Consider the following 18,380-nt stretch of genomic DNA (forward strand, 5'->3'; position numbering starts at 1 on the left):
ATATGGGCATCGGCGGCATAACCCCCGCACAGAAACTGAAAATGGCCGCGTAAATTCTACTACAGAGCCCCGTTAAAAACGGGGGGATTACCCTATCGTCGACGGTTTGTCTCCATCACGGTGCTCCAGATCGTCTTTTTCCCAGCGGAAATGGTAAGGTTTTCCTGAGTTTTCATCGTAATAAATCCGGGTCGGCAGATCGTTGTCGCGGTTAAATTTTCCGTCTTTTTTCCAAAACGCGTAAACGAGAGCGCCGTTCTCGCCAAACCCCATTTCCGACGGCAGATCACCAGGCGCATCCTGGTCACCAAGCGCATTATACCAGGTAACCCGCCAAGGTATTCCCGTGGCTTTGTGGAATTCGGTTCGAACGCTATGCTTCTCCTGATATGGCTCACTCATAGCTTAAAGTAGCATAAAATCAAAATAATCGCAAAAAGTGTGTAAAGTTGTTTTCTGCTAGGCCGATTTACCTAATCACATCAAGCCATTATCGGACATCTTAAAATCCTTGGAGTGTCCGGCCCCAGTCCGGAAGTTCTGAAAAAGTCCGATCAAAGTCCGGATTAAAGTCATTTCAGTCCGATCGTGAATGCCTGAGCCTCCCTCTGTCACCATTTCAACAGAAGGAAGTTGCGATATGGCAGATAGCAAAAGTTCAGACCGGGCAGGGTATGCACTTGTCCAGGTTCTGTTCGATAAACTTGATGAGCGCGACCGTCGTATTGCCGCGCTTGAAATAGAAATCGCGTCCCTTCTTCGCGAACGTGCGGAACGCCTCTTCAACAAGGAGGACCGCGAATGATCATCGATTTCCCAAAGGGGGCCGCTCCGGCGGCCTCCGACACGAGTTCCCACCTGGCGCTGCGCGATATCAGTCTGACGGTCGCAAACCGCCATTGCGGCATCATCCTCCGCAGCTTCGATCCGTTTACGGATGCCGACAGCCTGAACCGCACTGCGAACTGCAAGGCCTTGTTCGATTCCATCCTCCACACCGAGCAAGGCCGGCCAATGCTTCGGCAATATGAACCGCGCGATCTCATTGTTGATAGCGCGGTGATGATCGAAGCAGGCTTTGAGGGCCATGCGATCGGGACGCTCTATTTCCATCGCGACGCCGGCAACAACATGCTTTTCAAGGCTGTCGTTGTTCATCCCGCTTTCGGCGGTATGAAACTGGCAACCGCCATGATCAGCGTAGCAATACTGACTGACCTGGTTACAAACGGGCCGGCGCAGGAATATCGCTGCACCATTCGGGAACTGCCTGAAGGGCTGAACGAGGCGTCACGAATTTCGTTCGCAAGGTTGGGCTTCCTACTTGAAACCGAGACGGGCAAATCCCAGCTCAAAGGTAACATCCATGATCGCCATCGCTTCGCCTCGGCGGAGCAGGACCAAAACAGCCCGTTCTTCATCCGTTACCGCCGCATGTCGGCCGGTCCTGAAGCGGTCCCGGCAGCAAGGGCGTTCCTTGCAGCATGGAGCGAGGCGATATTGCCCTTCCCTCACAACATCTGACGGTTGAGCTGAATGCACTGATCGCGTGCTTACCGCGCGATCAGTTCGCCCACCGCCTCGTATCTTCGGCTACGGCCTTGTCCAGCTCCGCTTTCTGCTCCTGCAGCATTTTGATCATCTTGCCGACAAATCGGACATAGTCGTCCGGTCCCTCGTGCCGGAGTACCCGCGCCAGATGCGTGCGCACGGCATGAAAAGCCGTTTCGCTCGCGTTCAGATCGTACCCGTTCTCGATCGCACTGGCCGCAAGCTCGATCTCCCCTTCTATCCGAATCCGGCGCGCGCGGTTCGCGCCGTTTGATGCATCCGCATCCTCTGCGTTCCGCAAATCCTCATCCGTCATAGCAAACCACCTTTCTTAGAATTGGAGGAAATTCATGCCTTCCCAGTATGACGAAAACGATCCTCGCAACGCAAATCCGGGGCGGCGTAACAATCCGGGCATCCATCGCGACAGCGGTGAAGTGCGCAAGGAATTTAATTTTGAGGCCGAGTTCGGAGAACGGCTCGCTTCGCTCTCGCCGGAGGGGCGTCAGAGCGTCGATGCCATCGCGCGCCACGGAACAGATCGGCTGGAGCGGGAGATGAACGACCAGCGCCGCTCTCACAAGTATCGCGTGGCGATCGAGGAAAATCGGCGGCTTAAGGATCTGGTCCGGCATCCTGAACTGCGGCTCGGCGATATCAAGCTCGACGGACAGTCCGAGATCACCCAGATCGAAGACCTCGCGAAAAAAACGGTTACTCGCCGCGAGGAAAACTACCGCGAGAATATCCGCGAAGAGACTCGATATTCGATCGAGCGGGAGATGAGTGACGACCGCCAGCGCCGGGAGCGCGGGCCGGACTACGACGTATCCCGCGACGATCCCGAAAGGGAGCGTTGATCCATGGCCCACCCTTTCGGACTTGGGCTCCAAACGTTTGTTGTCGGGGGCACATGCCTTGCCCTCGGCAAAGCCGCCGAAGCTCTTGGTTACCCCCTGTTTCAGGATTTCTACTACGGCATAGCAGGAATTGCCGTTGCCGCCGCCGGGCTGACATTGGCTCGGCAATGGCGGCGAAGCCGAACAGTCGGGAAAATGCTAAGGCCGACCGGAACCTACGGAAAGGCAAGACTGGCGAGCCAAAAAGACGCCATCGAATTTGGCCTCGGTGGCAAGATCGACGGCAAGGGCATTTTCCTCGGTGCGATTGGCAAGACACCGCTGATCTATCGCGGGCTGTCGCATGTTGTCTCGGTCGCGCCAAATGCCGCAGGCAAGACGGCGTCGATCACGATGCCGAATGCCATGTCCATTGGCTGGAATCTCGTATGCACGGACAAGGGCGGCGAAGTCGCCGCCCGCACATGGAAACACCGCCGCGACGTCCTCAATCAGACCGTCGTCGTCATCAACCCATGGAACCTGTTCGCGGCGCTAGGCCTGCCCAACCATCATTTCAACCCGGTTGGGCATCTGCCCGCCTTGGTCGGATCGCCGGAACTTGTGGATGCCGCCCGCGCCGTCGCTTCTATCCTGATCCCCGATCCTCCCACACGAGGCGAAAACCAGTTTTTCCGCGACGCTGCAAAGGACCTCTTAACGTGGCTTTTGATTTATCTAGCGCATCTCGAAGCGGATACAGGAGAACTCGCCTGCAATCTTTGCTACCTCTACAATCTCGTCTGCGGCTCGAAAGAAGACCTCGACGAATGTCTTGCTGCCATGGTCCGCGCGGAAGACTACGGGAACGGGGCCGTGACAAAAGCCGGCGGCCGGATCAAGGCGCGGGCCGAGCGCAACGCCAAGACGTTTGAGAGCATACTGGCCGAAGTGCAAAACGGGTTGGCCCTGTTTGATCCACTCGGCCCTCTCGGAAAGACAACCGAATATTCAGATTTCGACCCGGCCGACCTCAAAAACAAGCCTATGTCGATCTTCATCGCGGCCCCGCCTGAGAAACTGAACGGCCCTTACGGGACATGGGCAGGACTGGTCGTCGATAGCCTCATCCGCACGGTCATGCAGGCAAGGACGCTGCACCCTCGCGTGACCTTTCTACTCGATGAATTCGCCAATCTGAGTACCGGCGCGCTGCCGTCCATCACGCCCGCCCTCTATGTCGGACGCTCCTATGGATGTCAGCTTCATCTTCTCGTGCAGGACCGCACCTCCTTCAAAAGATATCCGGAACCCTCCGCCTTTGAAACGCAAATGGAGGTGATGCAATTCTGGGGCGTGCGCTCGATCGACGATGCGAAATGGCTCGAAGAACGGGCCGGGATCACCTCCATCATCACCGAAAGCGGAAGCCTGCCCGTGACGGAAGGCAGGGCCGTCGCGGACGGCAAATACTCCATGTCCCTGTCTGAAAAAGGCGTGCCCGTCGTCAGCAAGGGCAACGCGCTTCAACTGCCTGACTATAAGCAACTGATCATTTTCAAGAACCAGCCCGTCATTCTCGCCGATCTCATCAGCTACCGCATGATCGACCCTCTCCTCACGCAGGCCGCGAGCCTGCCCGGCGACGAAAACGAACCAGACCTCCCGATACGCTTCACTCTTCCCTGAAATAGGAGCAGTCCATGCGCAAAAAGCGTCCCTCCCGTCCGGGTTTTCTTCCGGACGATACAACCCCCGTGACCGGCAGCACCGCCGGCTCCGGCATTCTGGCCTCGCTCTTCTGGCTAATCGCGTTTCCGGCGACAGCCTATGTTCTCGTCTCCCTCTACGGCCTGCCAGGTTTAAAATTTCAGTACACCTACCAAGGCCCCAAGGATACGCGCACCGAGACCGAGTGCCTCTACCTCACGTTCGACGGCCCCCAGCGCGTGATCCCGCCTGTTCATCAGGACCGCTGCCCCATCATCAAACTCTTCCCCACGAAACATATTCCCACGCTCTTCTGACAGGAGATCAGCATGAACAAGACGCTTGTGGAATGCAGTCTTATCATCATCGCGTGCATAACCGGTCTCGCCAACTATGCCGGGCTCACGCTCACAGCAGGCGCCCATGACTGGTGGACAAAGGGCTTCTTTGCCATCGTCGCCCTCGGCGTGACCACGTTCACCTATGTCGTATGGCACGGTGCCTTTGCCGTTGCACCAAAATTGCCGCTCTTCAGACACCGGGCACGCGGCTGGGGCACCACACTTGCCGCCTGCGCGCTCCTGCTAGGCGTATCGAGTTTTCTAAACGTTGCAGCCTTTGGCGGGGCGGAGGCGATCCGCTACGGATATGAAGAAACTGTGGTCGCCGGAGAAAAAGCTCTCGCCGACGCATCTACATCGGGCGGCGACCTGACGGGATTGCGTTCCAGCCTGTCGGCCCTGGCCGGCGAGGCAGCTAGCCTCAGCTCCTGTGAGGTTAAGAGCGGTTGCGTCTCCGGAGGTCGCGGCGCGGGCGGCATCTCCGCCACTCTCGATGTTCTCGCAAACACTGTCGCGGCGCAGGTGGCTACCATCGATGCGGCTGAACAGGCTTTGGCCGCAAAGCGGGAAGAAGGCAAGGCTTGCCTCGTTCAGATGCGGCAGGCCGTCTCCGCGACGAGCGTAGCTGGAGACCGCGACAAGATGCTGGCCGCTGGAATCGATTGCCTCAACGCCGTTATCGGCAATCTGCACGGCACCGATATTGCTGCTGACATCCGCCAATCTATGGCGGGGATCGTGCAGGGTACGCTTATCCCGGCATCGGTCAAAACCGACAAGCAGAAGCAGGCCGTATCCAACATCATGGCGTCGATGAACGCGAAGGCCCAGGCGATTGCAGACACAATTGGCGCGAAGGACACGGATCAAAGTTTCGAGCCCGTCTCCATGCCCGTGACGAACGCCAGCCAGGCTGTTGTTCTCCACTGGAAAGCCGTTGTCCCGGCCTGGATAACCGGGATTGCCCTCGATCTCCTGCCCTTGATCCTGCTCTCTTTTGAAGCAACCTTGATGGCTTCCCGCCGGGCCTCGCCGGATGATGCGGTTCTCGACTGGCCGGTGCGCGAGCTGATGGCTGCGAAGTTCTTTCTGAACGACGTCAACGCACAGGGCAATATGCTGACGCTTCGTGCCAATCCGCCCGTTCGCAGCAAGGCCGGACCGCGGAGCTACGGCCCTGACGAACACAGCGTTTGATGGAGGGGGCGATGATCGCTGTCCTCCGCCATTTCAGAGACTACGGGCCTGCCTATATGGCGGGCCTCGGGGTCGCCTTTCTAATCAGCGTCGATGTTCTTAGGGCGTCCGGCTTGCAATGGTCGGATATCGCTGCGCTCGCGAAGCAGTTTATCCCGGATCGCAACGGGCGTGAGGTCAAGAATTACGTCGAGTTCACGACTGTAGAAGCGGGCGCCTTAAGCGTGACAACTGGCGTCAAGTTCGCGTCCTCGATTGAAGAAGGTCGGATCACCTCGCAGTGGTGTTACGTGGAGCCTTTGGTCAGCCAAGGGGCGACAACGCTGAATCTCTTTCTATCAACGGTCGAGGGCCGAAATCGCCCGAAGCTTGTCGATTTCGCTCCCGCTGATCTTCAGCCTTTCGGGCTGACGGCGGACGATGCCCAAACTCTCCTTAAAACCTACTGCCGTTTTCAATAGGAGCCGCATCGATGTACGAACTCATCACCAAAATCTGCCCGCCTTCGCTGCTGGCGGGCATCGTGCTCTACGGCCTTGCCTGCGCCTTGTGGTTCCAGCCGCTGGTGGAGCGGCGCCTGGCTACAAAGACGATGATCCCCCAGTGCGAAACCATCATGCGGAACACGCTCACCAATGATAATCGCGCCATGCGCCACGAATACAACAGGCAAAGGGCAGCGCTCGACGTCTACCGCCGTCTGACGGGAAACTTGTCGGATATCCCGTTCATGGACACCATAAACGATCTCGTTGAAGACCTCGCGCCGCCTGAGCTTCCGCCAATCGCCGTACCGAATGAAATAGACACCAGTACCGTCTGCGGATGCGCTGTCGCGGGAGCCTTTGATGCGATCCGGTTTCCAATGCTGCTTCACGTCATGCGTCTCAGGGCCTATCAACCGGCCGCGCTGCAAACATTGCCTCACGTTGCTGCCGGCTTGGCGCGCTCGGGTCAATGCGGGCATGCATCATGACCAGGAGATCGACGATGAATGTCAGCACTGTCTACTACCGGGATCACAACGGTATTGTTGTCACCGACAAATATTTGCGTACGAAACATAAAGATCAAGCGCTCGCGCCGATTACTTCAATCCGGATTGGGCGGGAGCCTCTTCACCTGTCGCTGGCCTTAGGACTCGGCATCCTGCTTTTTGCGTGGCGGTTCGGCGATCTTCTGTACCTGCACGAACAGCTGGCGATTGCGGCAACTGCTTGCATCTTTCTAACGGCAGGTTACTCCCTCGCCTCCCTGCAAATGGGAACCTATATCCACGAGAAGACCATGTTGTGGTCGAGTTACTGGAGAGTGAGGAAGATCCGTGATGCCGTCATCGCAGCAAGGCGCAATCTCGGTGATCAGGCCGAATCCGCTTTCATTGTCGAGGACCTCGACCTTTAAGCCATCCTGAAACGCTCGTTTAGAGGGCCGGCATATCCAGTTTCGCAGCTGGCCTGAACGAAACGGCTTTCGGCTCGACTGCTTCTGCTTCCAAGGAAATGTTATTGCCTTCGGGTAGGTGCCGTTTCACGGCATCAGGCATATCTGCTTTCAGGGTCTCCTCAAGTTCCTTGAGTTCTCCTTTGGTGAGACCCTCCTCGCCGACCCGCTCGCGCGCTGCATCAAGGCGCTCCTGATAGCTGTGAAGTTGATCGCGCTCTTCGAGCAGCAGCTTTTGCGCATCACGGGTTTCTTGCAGCTGTTCCCAGCGCGGGCGCCAGTCTTCGATCTGCTCGGGATCAAGGTCCTTCACCTCGGCACCGTGCTCGTCAAAAACCCGCGTTCCATCTTCTGTTTTAAAAACCTTGCGCCCGTCGGGCAGAATGTAAGCCTTATCGAGAATGACGCGGAGCTCTTCGCGCACTTTGGCCAGGGCCTCGTCATTCTCATGAAGGGCCTCAATGGTAGCGGTATCGTAGCCGTCAAGGCGGACGGTAAAGTCAGAGATTTCGGCATTCGTTGCGAGGGCCGTTAAGAGGATTTCCTCCAGCGATTCCTCTCTTAGATCCTGTTCCTGTTCGCGTTTTTTCTCCGTCTGCTGCCGCGCGAAGTCCGTGTCACGCCGTTCTTCCTCACGCCGCCATTCAGCATGTTTCGCAAATTCCAGGCGATAGGATCGAAGCGGCAGTGGTTCCATCAGCGGCCACACTCCTTTGCCACCATGGCGGCGATGACCGCGCCGGGCAGATAATCCTTGAAGTTGTCAAAAGCGGACTGGATTTTTAGGAGAGTGCCGTCCTTTTGATAAAACCAGTCATAGATGCATTTCATGCCATCTGTCGCCTTGTTGTCATTGGCGTAGCGAGCATAGGCAAGGCCCTCCACGACACCGGAGATATAGAGAACCTGCTCATCAGGGCTCATTTTCTCCCTCACGCTACCGGCCGTGAAGTCTCCCGCATTGACTGCAACCGCCGCCGTCAAGAACGGCACCGAAATCAAAGCGTTTCTCAGCAGAGACGAAGTATTAACTAGATCAATACGTCGCATATACGACCGATTTTGATACAATTTTCATAATTTCTTCACTTGTGTTATCCTATAGTTGTGTTGGATATTTTTTTGTTTGTTTTTACGGATAATTTACTGGCCGTTGAGGCCGTGGCCAAAGGTGCAAAAGGGGTCGTTTTTGAGGCATACCGTCCGGGAATCGCGGATTTCTGAAACGGCAAGAAACATGAGAAAAATCGGATATTTAAGGGTCTCCACTGAAGAGCAGCGGCCCGATCGACAAATAGAAGGTCTGAAAGCGATCTGCGATGAGATGCATATCGAAATCCTTTCCGCCGTCAGCAAAACAAGGCCGGTTTACGAAGGCGTGAAGGCCCGCCTGCGATCCGGAGATGTGCTAGTAGTCATCGACCTTGATCGTGCTTTTCGCTCAGCCGCAGAGGCACTTAGCGAGATCAATCTTTTAAGCAAGCGCGGCATCGGCTTCCGGATCGCCAACTTTGGCTTCGACACCTCGACGCCAGAGGGCTATTTTATGCTGACTGTTCTATCAGGAATGGGCGAATTCGAAAGGCGTATCCTCTCCCGTCGGACCAAGGAAGGGCTTGTCGCAGCGCGCCTGCGCGGAAAAACGCTCGGGCGGCCTAAGAAGCTCACCGACGCTCAGATTGGGGAGGCCATTACGCGCCTGCGGTCTGGTGATTCCAACATGAGTCAGTTGGCCAAAGAGTTGAAGGTCTCTAGATCGACTTTGTCTCGTGCTCTACGGAGCCGCTGAAGACCTAACTTGGCTCCGATGCTTCTTCGTGCGCAAGGGATCGTCACCCGTGGGGGCTCGTGAGGAGCTCGGGGCACAGCGTAGGGGTCGGCCCCCAGGGCTGCGTGCAGCAAAAGCAAATATAGTTATCTAGAAAATCAGACGTTTGTGCTATCTTCCGGCAAATCTAATGCGGGAATCGCCAATGTTTGAAGACCTGCTTAAATCACTACAGCAGCTTGATGGCATGAAAATCTCGGTGCCCGTCGCGGCTGAAGCTGACGCCGACGGCTTTGTTGATCGGCAGTGCCCGGCAACAGAATGCGAGTTTCTTTTCAAGGTGCAGGAGGAAGACTGGCGGGACATCGTCACTGACGAGGTCGTGTGGTGTCCGTTCTGTGGTCATCAAGCCAAGTCCGACGAATGGTGGACGCACGAGCAGATCGAAAAAGCAAAAGAAGCTGCTCTTGCCGAGGTAAAGCATTCGATCAATCAGGCGATGCGCCGGGACGCGGATCTTTTCAATCGCCGCCAGCCGCGCCGGTCGTTTATTTCGATGTCGATGAAGGTTGACGCGAAGCCAAAGGAGATCGTTCTTCCGGCCGCTGCCACCGACCCGATGCAGCTCAAGATCAAATGCCCGGAATGCGCCTGCCGCTACGCCGTCATTGGTTCGGCCTATTTTTGCCCGGCCTGCGGTCACAACGCCGCTGACCTTGTCTTCAGCCAGTCACTCGGTACGATCCGCGCGACGCTCGACAACCTGCCAGCCATCGCCTCCGGGCTGCCGTCGCGCGATGATGCAGGCAATATTGTCCGGCTGCTGACAGAAGATTCACTGCAAAGGATCGTGACGGCATTTCAGCGTTTCGCCGAAGCGCTCTATGCCAAGCGGCCGGGTCAACCGGCTCCGCGCCGCAACGCGTTTCAGAATCTGGATGAGGGAAGCAAGCTTTGGCAGGCCGCCTGCGGAAAGACCTATGATGCGTATCTTTCGGCAGCGGAACTCGATCTCCTGAAGCGCCTGTTCCAGCAGCGCCACCTCCTTGCCCATCGCGAGGGTCTCGTCGATGCCGACTACATCACAAAGACGGGCGATCAGAATTATCGGGAAGGCCAGCGCCTTGTCGTCAAGGAAGTTGCGGTCCGCGAATGCGTCGCGCTCATCGAGAAACTCGCGCAGGGTCTAGCGGCTGACGCGACATGATGCCAGGCAGGGTGCGTTAGTCGATCACAAACGACGGTTGGTATGACTTGTTGCCCTGACGGTCGAAGTCGAATTCATAGATGACGCACGGTGCGATTCCCTGATGATGCTGCCCCATGAAAAACAGCAGGCTGTTCGGGCACGCGGCAAAGATGTGCACTAATCCATCGGGATCGTCGTCGCGCAAACTGCGAATACTAATGGCAATCTGTTCGGCCAAAGCAGCTGCGTGGCCGCCACCGGCAACGTTCTGATGCCCCGGCCCTTCCGAGAACGCGAACGTAACGAGTTTGCCAATATTCGGAAGGTACTGATCAACGTAGCGGCGAATGTGCGGCGCCACTTGCTGGGCAATGCTGATGCCGACGGCGATCTCACTTCCCTGACCGAACGTTTGCTCGGTTATCTCAAGACGCGGGCCAGCGGTCCCGTCGCCCGCCTGCCAGATGCGAGAACCAACCCGTCCCTTCTGTACCAGTTCGGTGCTGACACCCGATTTTACGTCGAGCACCGCACCTGAAAGAAACGCAATCGACGCGTGAGCGTCCAATATGAGACGCAGCTTCGGAGATTTTTTCGCGGCCGCCCCGAGAAAGGCGGTGACCAGTGGCCTGATGTCCACCTGCCAATCGCGCCCGTCCTGAAGATAGCGCTGCCTGAAAGCATCGGTCAGGATCAGGGAGTTTTCAGGGGTCGCGCCGACGATATCGGCAGCAGGACCGAGAAAGCTGCGGATTGCTACAGGAAGAAACTGCTCTTTGGGCTGCTGTTTTTCCAGCAGCAACCCCTCTTCGCCGCAAAGCTTGAGGAGTGTCTCGCGGGTCAGGCCATTAAGCTGCCGGATCTTCAGTTGCCGAGCCAGTTCGTCATACCTGAAATCTGATGCGGCCGCGCTGCATCCCATGACGCCGACGACCTTCGCCTTGATGTTTATTTCGGAGCGAAGCTCGTCCAGCGAACGATGCCCGTCAATGATGCGGAAACCACCGATCACGGCCTTTAGGGCGTTATCATCGGGAAGCTCCAGATGCTCCCGCCAGAGCTTGCGGACTTTTCCCATCCTGCTGCGATCGGTCGTGCCGTCGAAAAGGCGTTCAATCAAAAGCGTCCGATCGTGGCCGGAGACCAGCTCTGCCAGAGGGTCGCCGTCCTTGATCCGATAGGTGGTCAGGAACGAAAAATGGGCGTTCTGGCCCTGCGGCAGCTTCGCTCTGGCTTCCCTCAATCGCTGGAGCAGCGAAAATGACTGCGCGCCGATAAAGTCGGGATCGATGAAGTCTTCATAGCCGAAGCGCCCGCCGGTCTCGACGTGCCACTTGATCTGGTGATACTCGGCTGCAACGCGATCCGGCCCTGACCTTGCGACGGGTGGATCATATTTGACGACGACATCGTCGAAAGATTTGGGGCCGTCCGCCTCGAACGTGACTTCGACGACACAGGAGTGATCGTCTAGCAGGTTGAAGGCGTTTTCCCAAAAAATCCGAGACTGATAGTTGTCGCCATGCCAGCGAGCAGTGACCGCGTTAGCCATTGCGGCCCTCCTCGAACGGACGTGTGGCCTGCATGGCTGCCACCACTTCGAGCGCGCGTGCAGGCTTGACGGCTGATCCGGGATAGGCGTCCAGAATAATTCCGGGCAGCAGGCGCTGGGTCAGGTCGGAAAAGGTGTAGCCGTAAGGGCGATCCTTACTAGCACCGGTTGCCATCACCATCCTCTCAATATCGGCTTGGCCGAATCCAAGCTCGCCAAGCGCCCCGGAGAGAAGTGCGCGACGCTGTGCCTCGTCAGGACGACCGAACAACAAGATGTCGGCTGCGCGCCTTTTCACCGCCGGGTCCAGCGCACCGAGGCGGTTGGTGCACATGATAACGGCTGCGGGCAAGCTGGCGTTCGCAATCCGATCAATTCCGCGAATGAAGGCGTTTACGCCTGCACGATCTTCATGGTGCATCTGCGCGTTTTCGCGCGACTGAACCAGAGCGTCGGCTTCGTCCACGAGCAGTATGACCCCGCCACGGGCTTTGCCCGACCGTCCCTTGAGCTTGCTGGCTTCGCTAATGGCATAGTCGAACGCCGCCGTCAGCAATTGCGTCATTTCCCCTACGCGGCCCTGGCCACGCGTGGACAAGCTCAATGGCAGCAGCGTCAGGTCGATATCTTCCTGACGCGCGACTGCGTCGCCGATCGTCTCCGCCAGCTCGGTCTTCCCGGAACCTACATCCCCCGCCAGAACGACGAGCGGCGGACGGCGCTGAACTGTGGACAGCAAGCCATTCATCTTTGGATGGTGCTTTTGTGCCCAGGCTTCCAGCCCGGCCGGATTGACGAGAAGCGCCAGAATCTTGGTCAGACGAGCCTTCTGATCGTCCAGTCCCACAAGACGTGCAAGACGTTCACGCGGACCGATGTCCGGATATGTGACGCGCCGTTCGAAAAACTCGTTGGGTCCCTGCGTTGTGTTCATTACCAGCTCCTTACGCTTGCGCGGTTAAGAGCCCGTCCGCCTGAGGAATAGACGCGGTCTTCAGCAAAATAGCCGGTGACGCCGGGCTCCGGCGCGCCGCCGCGATAGAAAGGCAAAGTCTTCTTGAACGCGTCCTTCTGGTCGCTTGTAAGCATGTCCCAGGCGGCGCTGTAGGTGAGGTAAGAATAGAAGGTCGCGCCCGAGATGTTCGCTCCGGGTTTGATACGACCGGGGTCTTCGTCATTGGCGGCGGCATCGGCAAGATCATGTGCGGTGTAGCGCAGCGTAGGTTCGATCCAGTCGTTATTCCGGCGGTAGCCGTAAGTGACGACGCCGAGATAACCAGCTTTCAGCAGACCGATGATCTCGGTTTCGTAGCTGTTGATATCGGCGTCGGACGGCGAGCCGTAAAGTCGCTGCATCCGCTTAAGATCGGTAGCAACCTTCGCCGCCATGTGGCGGGCATGGGTAACAGTGAAGGTGGTGGTCTCGGATACAGTGTAGCTTTGCGACATGGATGCCCTCAAACCTGAAAACTCGAACCGAAAATCTTCTGCCAGTAGTAGACCGTCTCTTGCTTCGTCGGCGCAGCGAGCGCTGCATCGAGTGCATCGCCTGCGTCGAGCGCAGCCGCGACAATCATGTCGGCCTGCTGCGCCGTGTAGAGCCGACTGACATTGTTCCTTACGTTAACCGGATCGATGATCTGGACCGGCTCGGTGAAGTTGCCGACGGTACGCGACGCGTAATAGTCGGAGAACACGATGCGCTCGCGGAAATCGCTCCGCGCTATGTAGGTAAAGAAATGCTGCAATGCCTCCGGATAGTCGGAGAAATCTGCACCGCCATCTGCCAAATGCGCCAACACCATCTCAACCATGAAGGATTTGAAGCGGAAACCGTCACGCTCTCGCTTCATGATGCGCGTCCAGTATTTGGCGAGACGGACGACCTGCGCGAAGTGTGTCGGCTGCGCCGTCTTGCGCTTCCCGGCAAACTCCAGATGCAGCGGAATGCTGGTCTTGAGAAACGACCCGTCTTCCTGACTGACAAGATTGCCATACCACTGTGGATCGCCGTCATAGAGAATGGGCACGACATCGACATCAAGGCCGGAGCCCCTGAACGAGACCGTGACACTGTATGTCTGCGGCTGGACCTGATCAGGGCTGAAATTCGGGAAGGCTTTCCGCAGGCGCTCGGCCAGATACTCCAGGAGCGCCGCGACATCGCTCGGCGCGGATGCGCCGCTGATGTAACAGGCCACATCGATGTCATTGAGCGAACGAAGTGCTGTACCCTTGGCAAGGCTGCCGGAGAGCATCATTTTCTTGAGCGTGAAATCCGGATGCTCGGCGAGGTAGCCCTCCAGCTTTTCGCGCAGCCGCCGCGCCTGTGCACGGTATTCCTGCGCCTTGTCCCTCGGCAAGTTGACCTTGTCTTCGGCGAATCCGACAAGGTCGGCGTGATCGACATGGAGGCGGCTCATAGGGTCACGTTTTCCTTGCGCTTGACGGGTTCGACATGAGATACATGTCTAGTATATAGGACGAGACGAAAAACTCGTCAAGTTTTACATGACGGAGTAGACATGACTGATCAACGGGACCCTTCTCAGATTTTTCAGGAACGGCTGAAAAAGGCGCGCGAATTAAGGGGTTACAGTCAAGAAGACCTGGGCACGCGCACAAATATGCCGGCGAGTTCGATCGCCCATTTTGAGACCGGAACACGCAAGCCTTCGTTCGAATCACTGCGCCGGATCGCGATCGGACTGGAGATTACGACCGATTACCTGCTGGGCCGGGTCGATAGCCCAGAGCTCGCACAAGCCGGTGATCCTCTCTTTCGAGATATCGGGAAGCTGACCGGCAATGACAGGGAGATCGCCAAGGATTTTCTTGAGATGCTGGCCAAGCGCAACAGCAACAAGAAAGATCAGCACGAATGAACACGCCCGCGAAGCGCATTTTCAGTCTGAAGATTGCCAAGCAGACGGCGGAAGCCTTTCTTCAGGAGGAAGGCATAACATCGCTCCCCGTCGATCCGTTTGCGATTGCGGAGAGCCGCGACATCGTTGTCGAAGGCAAGCCGGAGAAGACGGATGGGGTGTCGGGTATGCTGCTTCGTCACGGCAACAATTTCGGAATCATCTATGCGACCCATATTCCCAGCATGGGCTTCCAGCGGTTCAGTGTGAGCCACGAACTGGGGCACTATTTTCTTCCGGGACATATTGACCAGGTCTTGCAGGGCGGGGTTCATCTGTCACGGGCGGGGTTCGTGACGGCCGATCCTTACGAGCTGGAAGCCGACCATTTTGCAGCAGGGCTTCTTATGCCTTCGGCTCCGTTTCGAAAAGCTATCGACGCCTACGATCCTGGCCTTGAGGCAATCGAGGCCGTTGCCAACCTATGCGTGACATCCCGCACGGCCACGGCCATTCGCTTTGCAGAACTGACCGATGCCGCCGTTGCCGTTATCATGAGCACCGGCGGGATTATCGACTACTGCTTCATGTCAGAGGCGATGAGGTCGCTTCCGAAGCTAGACTATTTGCGCAAGGGCACGCCCCTACCTACGGGAACCGCTACAGCCCGATTGGCTTCGGACACTGTGCGCGTGAGAAGTGGCGACCGGATCGCCGACGAGGTAGATATTCGGGATTGGCTTGGCGGTTTTACCAAAACAGCTGTTTCAGAGGAGTCGGTGGGGCTTGGGGGGTATGGAAAGGTCCTTACCATTCTCGTATCTCCCACGGTCGGGCGGGATGACGAGCTTGATGAAGATGGCGAGGAAGACAAACTAATCGAGAGCTGGACACCGCGGTTCCGTCGGTAGCGAACCAGAAGCCTTAAACTTTACACGCAACGAGTACCCATGACTTATGCGTTGAGTTCGCTTGCGACCGCGTTCACTTGGTAGCAAAGGTATCACTTTCCAATGCGGGTCCGCAGATATACGACGTGTCTTTAATTGCCGCTTGAATATTCCACACGCAATTTTTCGACATACGGCAGCATGTCGACCAATGGTTTGCATTGCAATCCACTCCGCCAGCAGTATCAGCTTCGAGGCACGCACTTCAGTGCCCTCCATGTCTGGAATGGAGGCGCGTTCGCGCGATTTAAGCTTACCTTGTTCCATCTCTAGGGTAGAATGACCGCTCTGTGCTCGGTGCATCATGGATGACCAGCTATGGATTCGCCCATACATGTACCCGTCGCCTTGCATTCCGAAACTTTACGTTGAAGATGGTGGAGGATGGAGGCGTCATGGATTTTTTTGACAAAGGCGGCAAGGCAACTTGCTACACGCCAGACGGAGAGCATTTGTATGGCTGGACGGGAAAGCCCGTTGGCTATTTCAGCGACGATCGCGTCTATGCCTTCAACGGAAAACTGTTGGGCTGGTTTAGCGATGGCTGGCTCTACGACCGTAAAAACAAGCCTGCATTGTTTTCGTCGGACGCGAGCGGCGGACCAACCAAGCCTGTCCTTAGCGTCTTGCCCGTAAAATCAGTCCGCTCGGTGCGCCCCATCAAATCCGTGCGACAGGTGGCGCATGTCAGGCCTGTCAAAAGCCTATCATGGTCCCAGTATTCGAGTGCTCTATATTTCCAGCAGTAAGACCGCATCGGTCTTATCACGTTCCTTACCCCACGATGCCCCGATGGTCACACCACACTCTGAAATTTTGTATATTTACGCGCTTAAATCGTGGGAACTGAACGAGGTGACGCCGTTTCAGGGGTTTGCACCAGGGTTGATTCCCTTGGCTCCGCTGCTAGCGCTCCCTGCATTTTTGCCCACTGATATAGAGCAACTTACGATACCGCCGGAAGACCAGATGGCGCGACGGCGTGGTGGCATGGGGCATTGGATATGGAGTCCGGTCAATCTCGATACGCTGATCGAAAAGCGAAAGCCCTTGCCTGTTGTTCCCTTCATGGTGCTGTTCACCGCAGATGCGGGTGTCGCGCATTCAGTTACCAAATGGCGCAAAACGCTGACATTGAAACCACTTCATGTCAGCACCATTGCAGGTGTGGGTGCGCTGGCACCTGACGAGCTGACACTGGAACGGCTCCGCCTGTATTGCCGGATGGCACTCCGTCAAGCCAAGACCTTGCAGCGCAAGCTCGATATCGGGGATAGCGTTAAAGCCCTCGACAACTGGAAGCCGCTGGACGCGCGACCTTCGAGCCTGTTCTTTCACGGGCATAATGTCACCGTTGCCAACGAACTGACATTGCGAAGCATCGGGGAGGAAGCACCGGAGAATTCCAAAGGCCATCTTAATGTGTCAGAGCACGAAAGCTATGTCCGCGGCATCACGGAATCGACGCAAGCCGTGTTGAAGCTTCATGATGCCATTGCCGATCGCGCTGCATTTCTCGTTCATCCACGCCAGCCCGATATCGTGCTGGTCGCTCCGGCTTCTTACCGGAGGATCGAGGAGCGGGCTCAACATAATGCGCCGTCAGAGATAGTGAAAAAAGTTCTTCGGGCCATGGACCGCCAACGCGGCTTCACCCTCAGTCTCAATGCCGAGGAAGAAGATGTGGACCGTATCGGTCCGATCATGAGTGAGAGAGGGGCAGAGCTCAGGCTACAATCTTTGGCGGTCGCATTGCGATCCGCATCCACACTGGCCGCAACGATACGGCTGCCGCCGGCGGTGAATAGAACAGATGGCGTGGTGGCACAACTGTCGGCGCATCTGCGATCCTATGACAATCCTCCCGACAGCAAAACGGCGAGAGTGTTCAGAACAGTGCAGAATGCACTAAAAGACGCGGTACCTGCCGAGCATCTCGCGCTTATGCAGGGATCGAAGTCCGGCATCAAAATCATTGCGGACGCGGCGCTGGAATGGTTGCCCATAGATGGGCTTCCTCTGGGGCTTTACACTGACGTGTCGCGCATACCCGTGACGCCGGGCAACATCCTTATGGAGCAGTTGCGTCCCCGCCCGCCGATACAGGTCAGGCCCGAGAGCTTCCGTAACTTCCTGCTTCTGTCGATGTTCGATGAAAAAGACCATCTCGCGGAGCTCATCGCACAGGCCATCGACAAACTTGAGGATAGTAAAGGGCGGCCCATCCGCGGTACTCGACGCACGCCCCGTACGGTCAAGGAGTTCATCGCGGCGGTGAATGCCTATGAGGGTCCAATGCTGATCGTTGATAGCCATGGGCAGCACATCAATGACAATGTGGCTGGAGGGCTTATCATCGGGGGTGAGGCGATCGATATCTGGTCACTTCGTGACCAGATCCGCATGCCTCCGATTGTCGTCCTGAGCGCGTGCGACACCCATCCTCACGACCGCAACCATGCTTCCGTGGCCAACGGCTTCTTGAGCTGCGGCGCATCGGCCGTGCTGGGCACCGTGCTCCCCATTCGAGGGGAGGATGCGGCGTCCTTCGTGCGAAGGCTATTGCTCCGTGCAGTGGAGTATGGCGGGATTATGAACAGTACGGGCCGGTCGGTGCCATGGACCAATATCGTTAGTGGTGCACTCAGGATGCAGCTAGCCAGTGACATTTGCGGCGGCCTGAAAGATCGTGGCCTTGTCACGGAGATGCAAGCTGCAGAACTACAGCTATCCGCCAATATGGATCTCAATCCACATCGCAAAGACTGGCTGCACAGGCTGGCATTACGGTGCCAAGAGGCTGGAGGCTTCAACGCTGTCCGATGGCAGGTCCTTTACGACGATATTCTCGCCGCATCGGACGTGATACGTTACACCCATCTGGGCAATCCGGAAACCATCATTCTCTCGGAGCCAGCTATGTTCGAGCGGTTTCACAAAGCTTTCGAATAGGCGCGCCGAATGAGCCGGTTTTGC

General features: G+C 57.0%; 23 protein-coding genes. 15 read left to right on the top strand and 8 right to left on the bottom strand.

What is annotated here, in order from left to right; all coding sequences use genetic code 11:
- Positions 1-87: 87 nt before the first annotated feature.
- Positions 88-402: a hypothetical protein gene (locus tag B9A97_RS24190; RefSeq protein WP_084368393.1), complete on the bottom strand. Its 315-nt coding sequence runs from the start codon at positions 400-402 to the stop codon at positions 88-90.
- Between the two features lie 238 nt (positions 403-640).
- On the opposite strand from B9A97_RS24190, the gene B9A97_RS29930 reads away from it, so the two are divergent.
- Positions 641-805, top strand: a complete 165-nt coding sequence (locus B9A97_RS29930; RefSeq protein ID WP_179145388.1) for a hypothetical protein — start codon at positions 641-643, stop codon at positions 803-805.
- Positions 802-1,524: a hypothetical protein gene (locus B9A97_RS24195; protein WP_084368394.1), complete on the top strand. Its 723-nt coding sequence runs from the start codon at positions 802-804 to the stop codon at positions 1,522-1,524. The genes B9A97_RS29930 and B9A97_RS24195 overlap by 4 nt, the downstream gene beginning before the upstream one ends.
- Positions 1,525-1,564: 40 nt before the next feature.
- On the opposite strand, the gene B9A97_RS24200 is transcribed toward B9A97_RS24195, so the two are convergent.
- A complete protein-coding gene (locus tag B9A97_RS24200; protein WP_084368395.1) occupies positions 1,565-1,867 on the bottom strand; it encodes a hypothetical protein in 303 nt (100 codons plus the stop codon).
- A 34-nt stretch (positions 1,868-1,901) separates the two neighbouring features.
- On the opposite strand from B9A97_RS24200, the gene B9A97_RS24205 reads away from it, so the two are divergent.
- Genes B9A97_RS24205 through B9A97_RS24235 form a run of 7 tightly spaced genes read left to right on the top strand, consistent with a single transcriptional unit; the run spans position 1,902 to position 7,042 of the window.
- Complete coding sequence (locus B9A97_RS24205; protein ID WP_084368396.1) at positions 1,902-2,411, top strand: hypothetical protein; 510 nt, start codon at positions 1,902-1,904, stop codon at positions 2,409-2,411.
- Positions 2,412-2,414: 3 nt separating this feature from the next.
- Positions 2,415-4,079 carry a type IV secretory system conjugative DNA transfer family protein gene (locus B9A97_RS24210; RefSeq protein ID WP_084368397.1) on the top strand — a complete coding sequence of 555 codons (1,665 nt, stop codon included), beginning with the start codon at positions 2,415-2,417 and terminating at the stop codon, positions 4,077-4,079.
- 14 nt (positions 4,080-4,093) lie between these two features.
- A complete protein-coding gene (locus B9A97_RS24215; RefSeq protein WP_084368398.1) occupies positions 4,094-4,417 on the top strand; it encodes a hypothetical protein in 324 nt (107 codons plus the stop codon).
- Between the two features lie 12 nt (positions 4,418-4,429).
- A complete protein-coding gene (locus B9A97_RS24220; RefSeq protein WP_084368399.1) occupies positions 4,430-5,638 on the top strand; it encodes a hypothetical protein in 1,209 nt (402 codons plus the stop codon).
- An 11-nt stretch (positions 5,639-5,649) separates the two neighbouring features.
- Complete coding sequence (locus tag B9A97_RS24225) at positions 5,650-6,099, top strand: hypothetical protein (RefSeq protein WP_143530691.1); 450 nt, start codon at positions 5,650-5,652, stop codon at positions 6,097-6,099.
- Between the two features lie 11 nt (positions 6,100-6,110).
- On the top strand, positions 6,111-6,614 hold the full coding sequence (locus tag B9A97_RS24230) for a hypothetical protein (protein WP_084368401.1): 504 nt from the start codon (positions 6,111-6,113) through the stop codon (positions 6,612-6,614).
- Positions 6,615-6,628: 14 nt separating this feature from the next.
- Entirely contained in the window at positions 6,629-7,042 is a 414-nt protein-coding gene (locus B9A97_RS24235) for a hypothetical protein (RefSeq protein ID WP_084368402.1), read from the top strand.
- A 19-nt stretch (positions 7,043-7,061) separates the two neighbouring features.
- On the opposite strand, the gene B9A97_RS24240 is transcribed toward B9A97_RS24235, so the two are convergent.
- Positions 7,062-7,778 (bottom strand): hypothetical protein, encoded by a 717-nt coding sequence (locus B9A97_RS24240; RefSeq protein ID WP_084368403.1) that lies wholly within the window; start codon positions 7,776-7,778, stop codon positions 7,062-7,064.
- Positions 7,778-8,065 carry a hypothetical protein gene (locus B9A97_RS24245; RefSeq protein ID WP_143530692.1) on the bottom strand — a complete coding sequence of 96 codons (288 nt, stop codon included), beginning with the start codon at positions 8,063-8,065 and terminating at the stop codon, positions 7,778-7,780. Before B9A97_RS24245 ends, B9A97_RS24240 begins: the two co-directional genes overlap by 1 nt.
- Positions 8,066-8,318: 253 nt before the next feature.
- On the opposite strand from B9A97_RS24245, the gene B9A97_RS24250 reads away from it, so the two are divergent.
- Together B9A97_RS24250 and B9A97_RS24255 are read left to right on the top strand one after the other, a co-directional pair.
- Entirely contained in the window at positions 8,319-8,870 is a 552-nt protein-coding gene (locus B9A97_RS24250; protein ID WP_084368405.1) for a recombinase family protein, read from the top strand.
- 184 nt (positions 8,871-9,054) lie between these two features.
- Entirely contained in the window at positions 9,055-10,056 is a 1,002-nt protein-coding gene (locus tag B9A97_RS24255; RefSeq protein WP_084368406.1) for an RING finger protein, read from the top strand.
- Positions 10,057-10,072: 16 nt separating this feature from the next.
- Here the strand turns inward: B9A97_RS24255 and B9A97_RS24260 are convergent, their stop codons facing one another.
- The 4 genes from B9A97_RS24260 to B9A97_RS24275 are packed head-to-tail and all read right to left on the bottom strand — an operon-like array spanning position 10,073 to position 14,013.
- A complete protein-coding gene (locus tag B9A97_RS24260; protein WP_084368407.1) occupies positions 10,073-11,590 on the bottom strand; it encodes an SAVED domain-containing protein in 1,518 nt (505 codons plus the stop codon).
- Positions 11,583-12,524, bottom strand: a complete 942-nt coding sequence (locus tag B9A97_RS24265) for an AAA family ATPase (protein ID WP_084368408.1) — start codon at positions 12,522-12,524, stop codon at positions 11,583-11,585. The genes B9A97_RS24260 and B9A97_RS24265 overlap by 8 nt, the downstream gene beginning before the upstream one ends.
- Positions 12,524-13,039: an HORMA-1 domain-containing protein gene (locus tag B9A97_RS24270; protein WP_084368409.1), complete on the bottom strand. Its 516-nt coding sequence runs from the start codon at positions 13,037-13,039 to the stop codon at positions 12,524-12,526. Before B9A97_RS24270 ends, B9A97_RS24265 begins: the two co-directional genes overlap by 1 nt.
- Before the next feature lie 8 nt (positions 13,040-13,047).
- The gene (locus B9A97_RS24275; RefSeq protein WP_084368410.1) at positions 13,048-14,013 is read right to left on the bottom strand and encodes a CBASS oligonucleotide cyclase; all 966 of its coding nucleotides are present in this window, start codon (positions 14,011-14,013) and stop codon (positions 13,048-13,050) included.
- A 102-nt stretch (positions 14,014-14,115) separates the two neighbouring features.
- On the opposite strand from B9A97_RS24275, the gene B9A97_RS24280 reads away from it, so the two are divergent.
- The 4 genes from B9A97_RS24280 (at position 14,116) to B9A97_RS24295 (ending at position 18,356) form a co-directional block, all read left to right on the top strand.
- A complete protein-coding gene (locus tag B9A97_RS24280; protein ID WP_084368411.1) occupies positions 14,116-14,475 on the top strand; it encodes a helix-turn-helix domain-containing protein in 360 nt (119 codons plus the stop codon).
- Positions 14,472-15,365, top strand: coding sequence for an ImmA/IrrE family metallo-endopeptidase (locus B9A97_RS24285; protein WP_084368412.1), 894 nt, complete (start codon positions 14,472-14,474; stop codon positions 15,363-15,365). Before B9A97_RS24280 ends, B9A97_RS24285 begins: the two co-directional genes overlap by 4 nt.
- Positions 15,366-15,799: 434 nt before the next feature.
- Positions 15,800-16,153, top strand: coding sequence for a 4-fold beta flower protein (locus B9A97_RS24290; protein WP_084368413.1), 354 nt, complete (start codon positions 15,800-15,802; stop codon positions 16,151-16,153).
- 43 nt (positions 16,154-16,196) lie between these two features.
- Positions 16,197-18,356, top strand: a complete 2,160-nt coding sequence (locus tag B9A97_RS24295) for a hypothetical protein (protein ID WP_084368414.1) — start codon at positions 16,197-16,199, stop codon at positions 18,354-18,356.
- Positions 18,357-18,380: the final 24 nt, after the last annotated feature.

The sequence above is a fragment of the Rhizobium sp. RU36D genome (assembly GCF_900176345.1).
In the GTDB taxonomy this organism is placed as follows: Bacteria; Pseudomonadota; Alphaproteobacteria; order Rhizobiales; family Rhizobiaceae; genus Allorhizobium.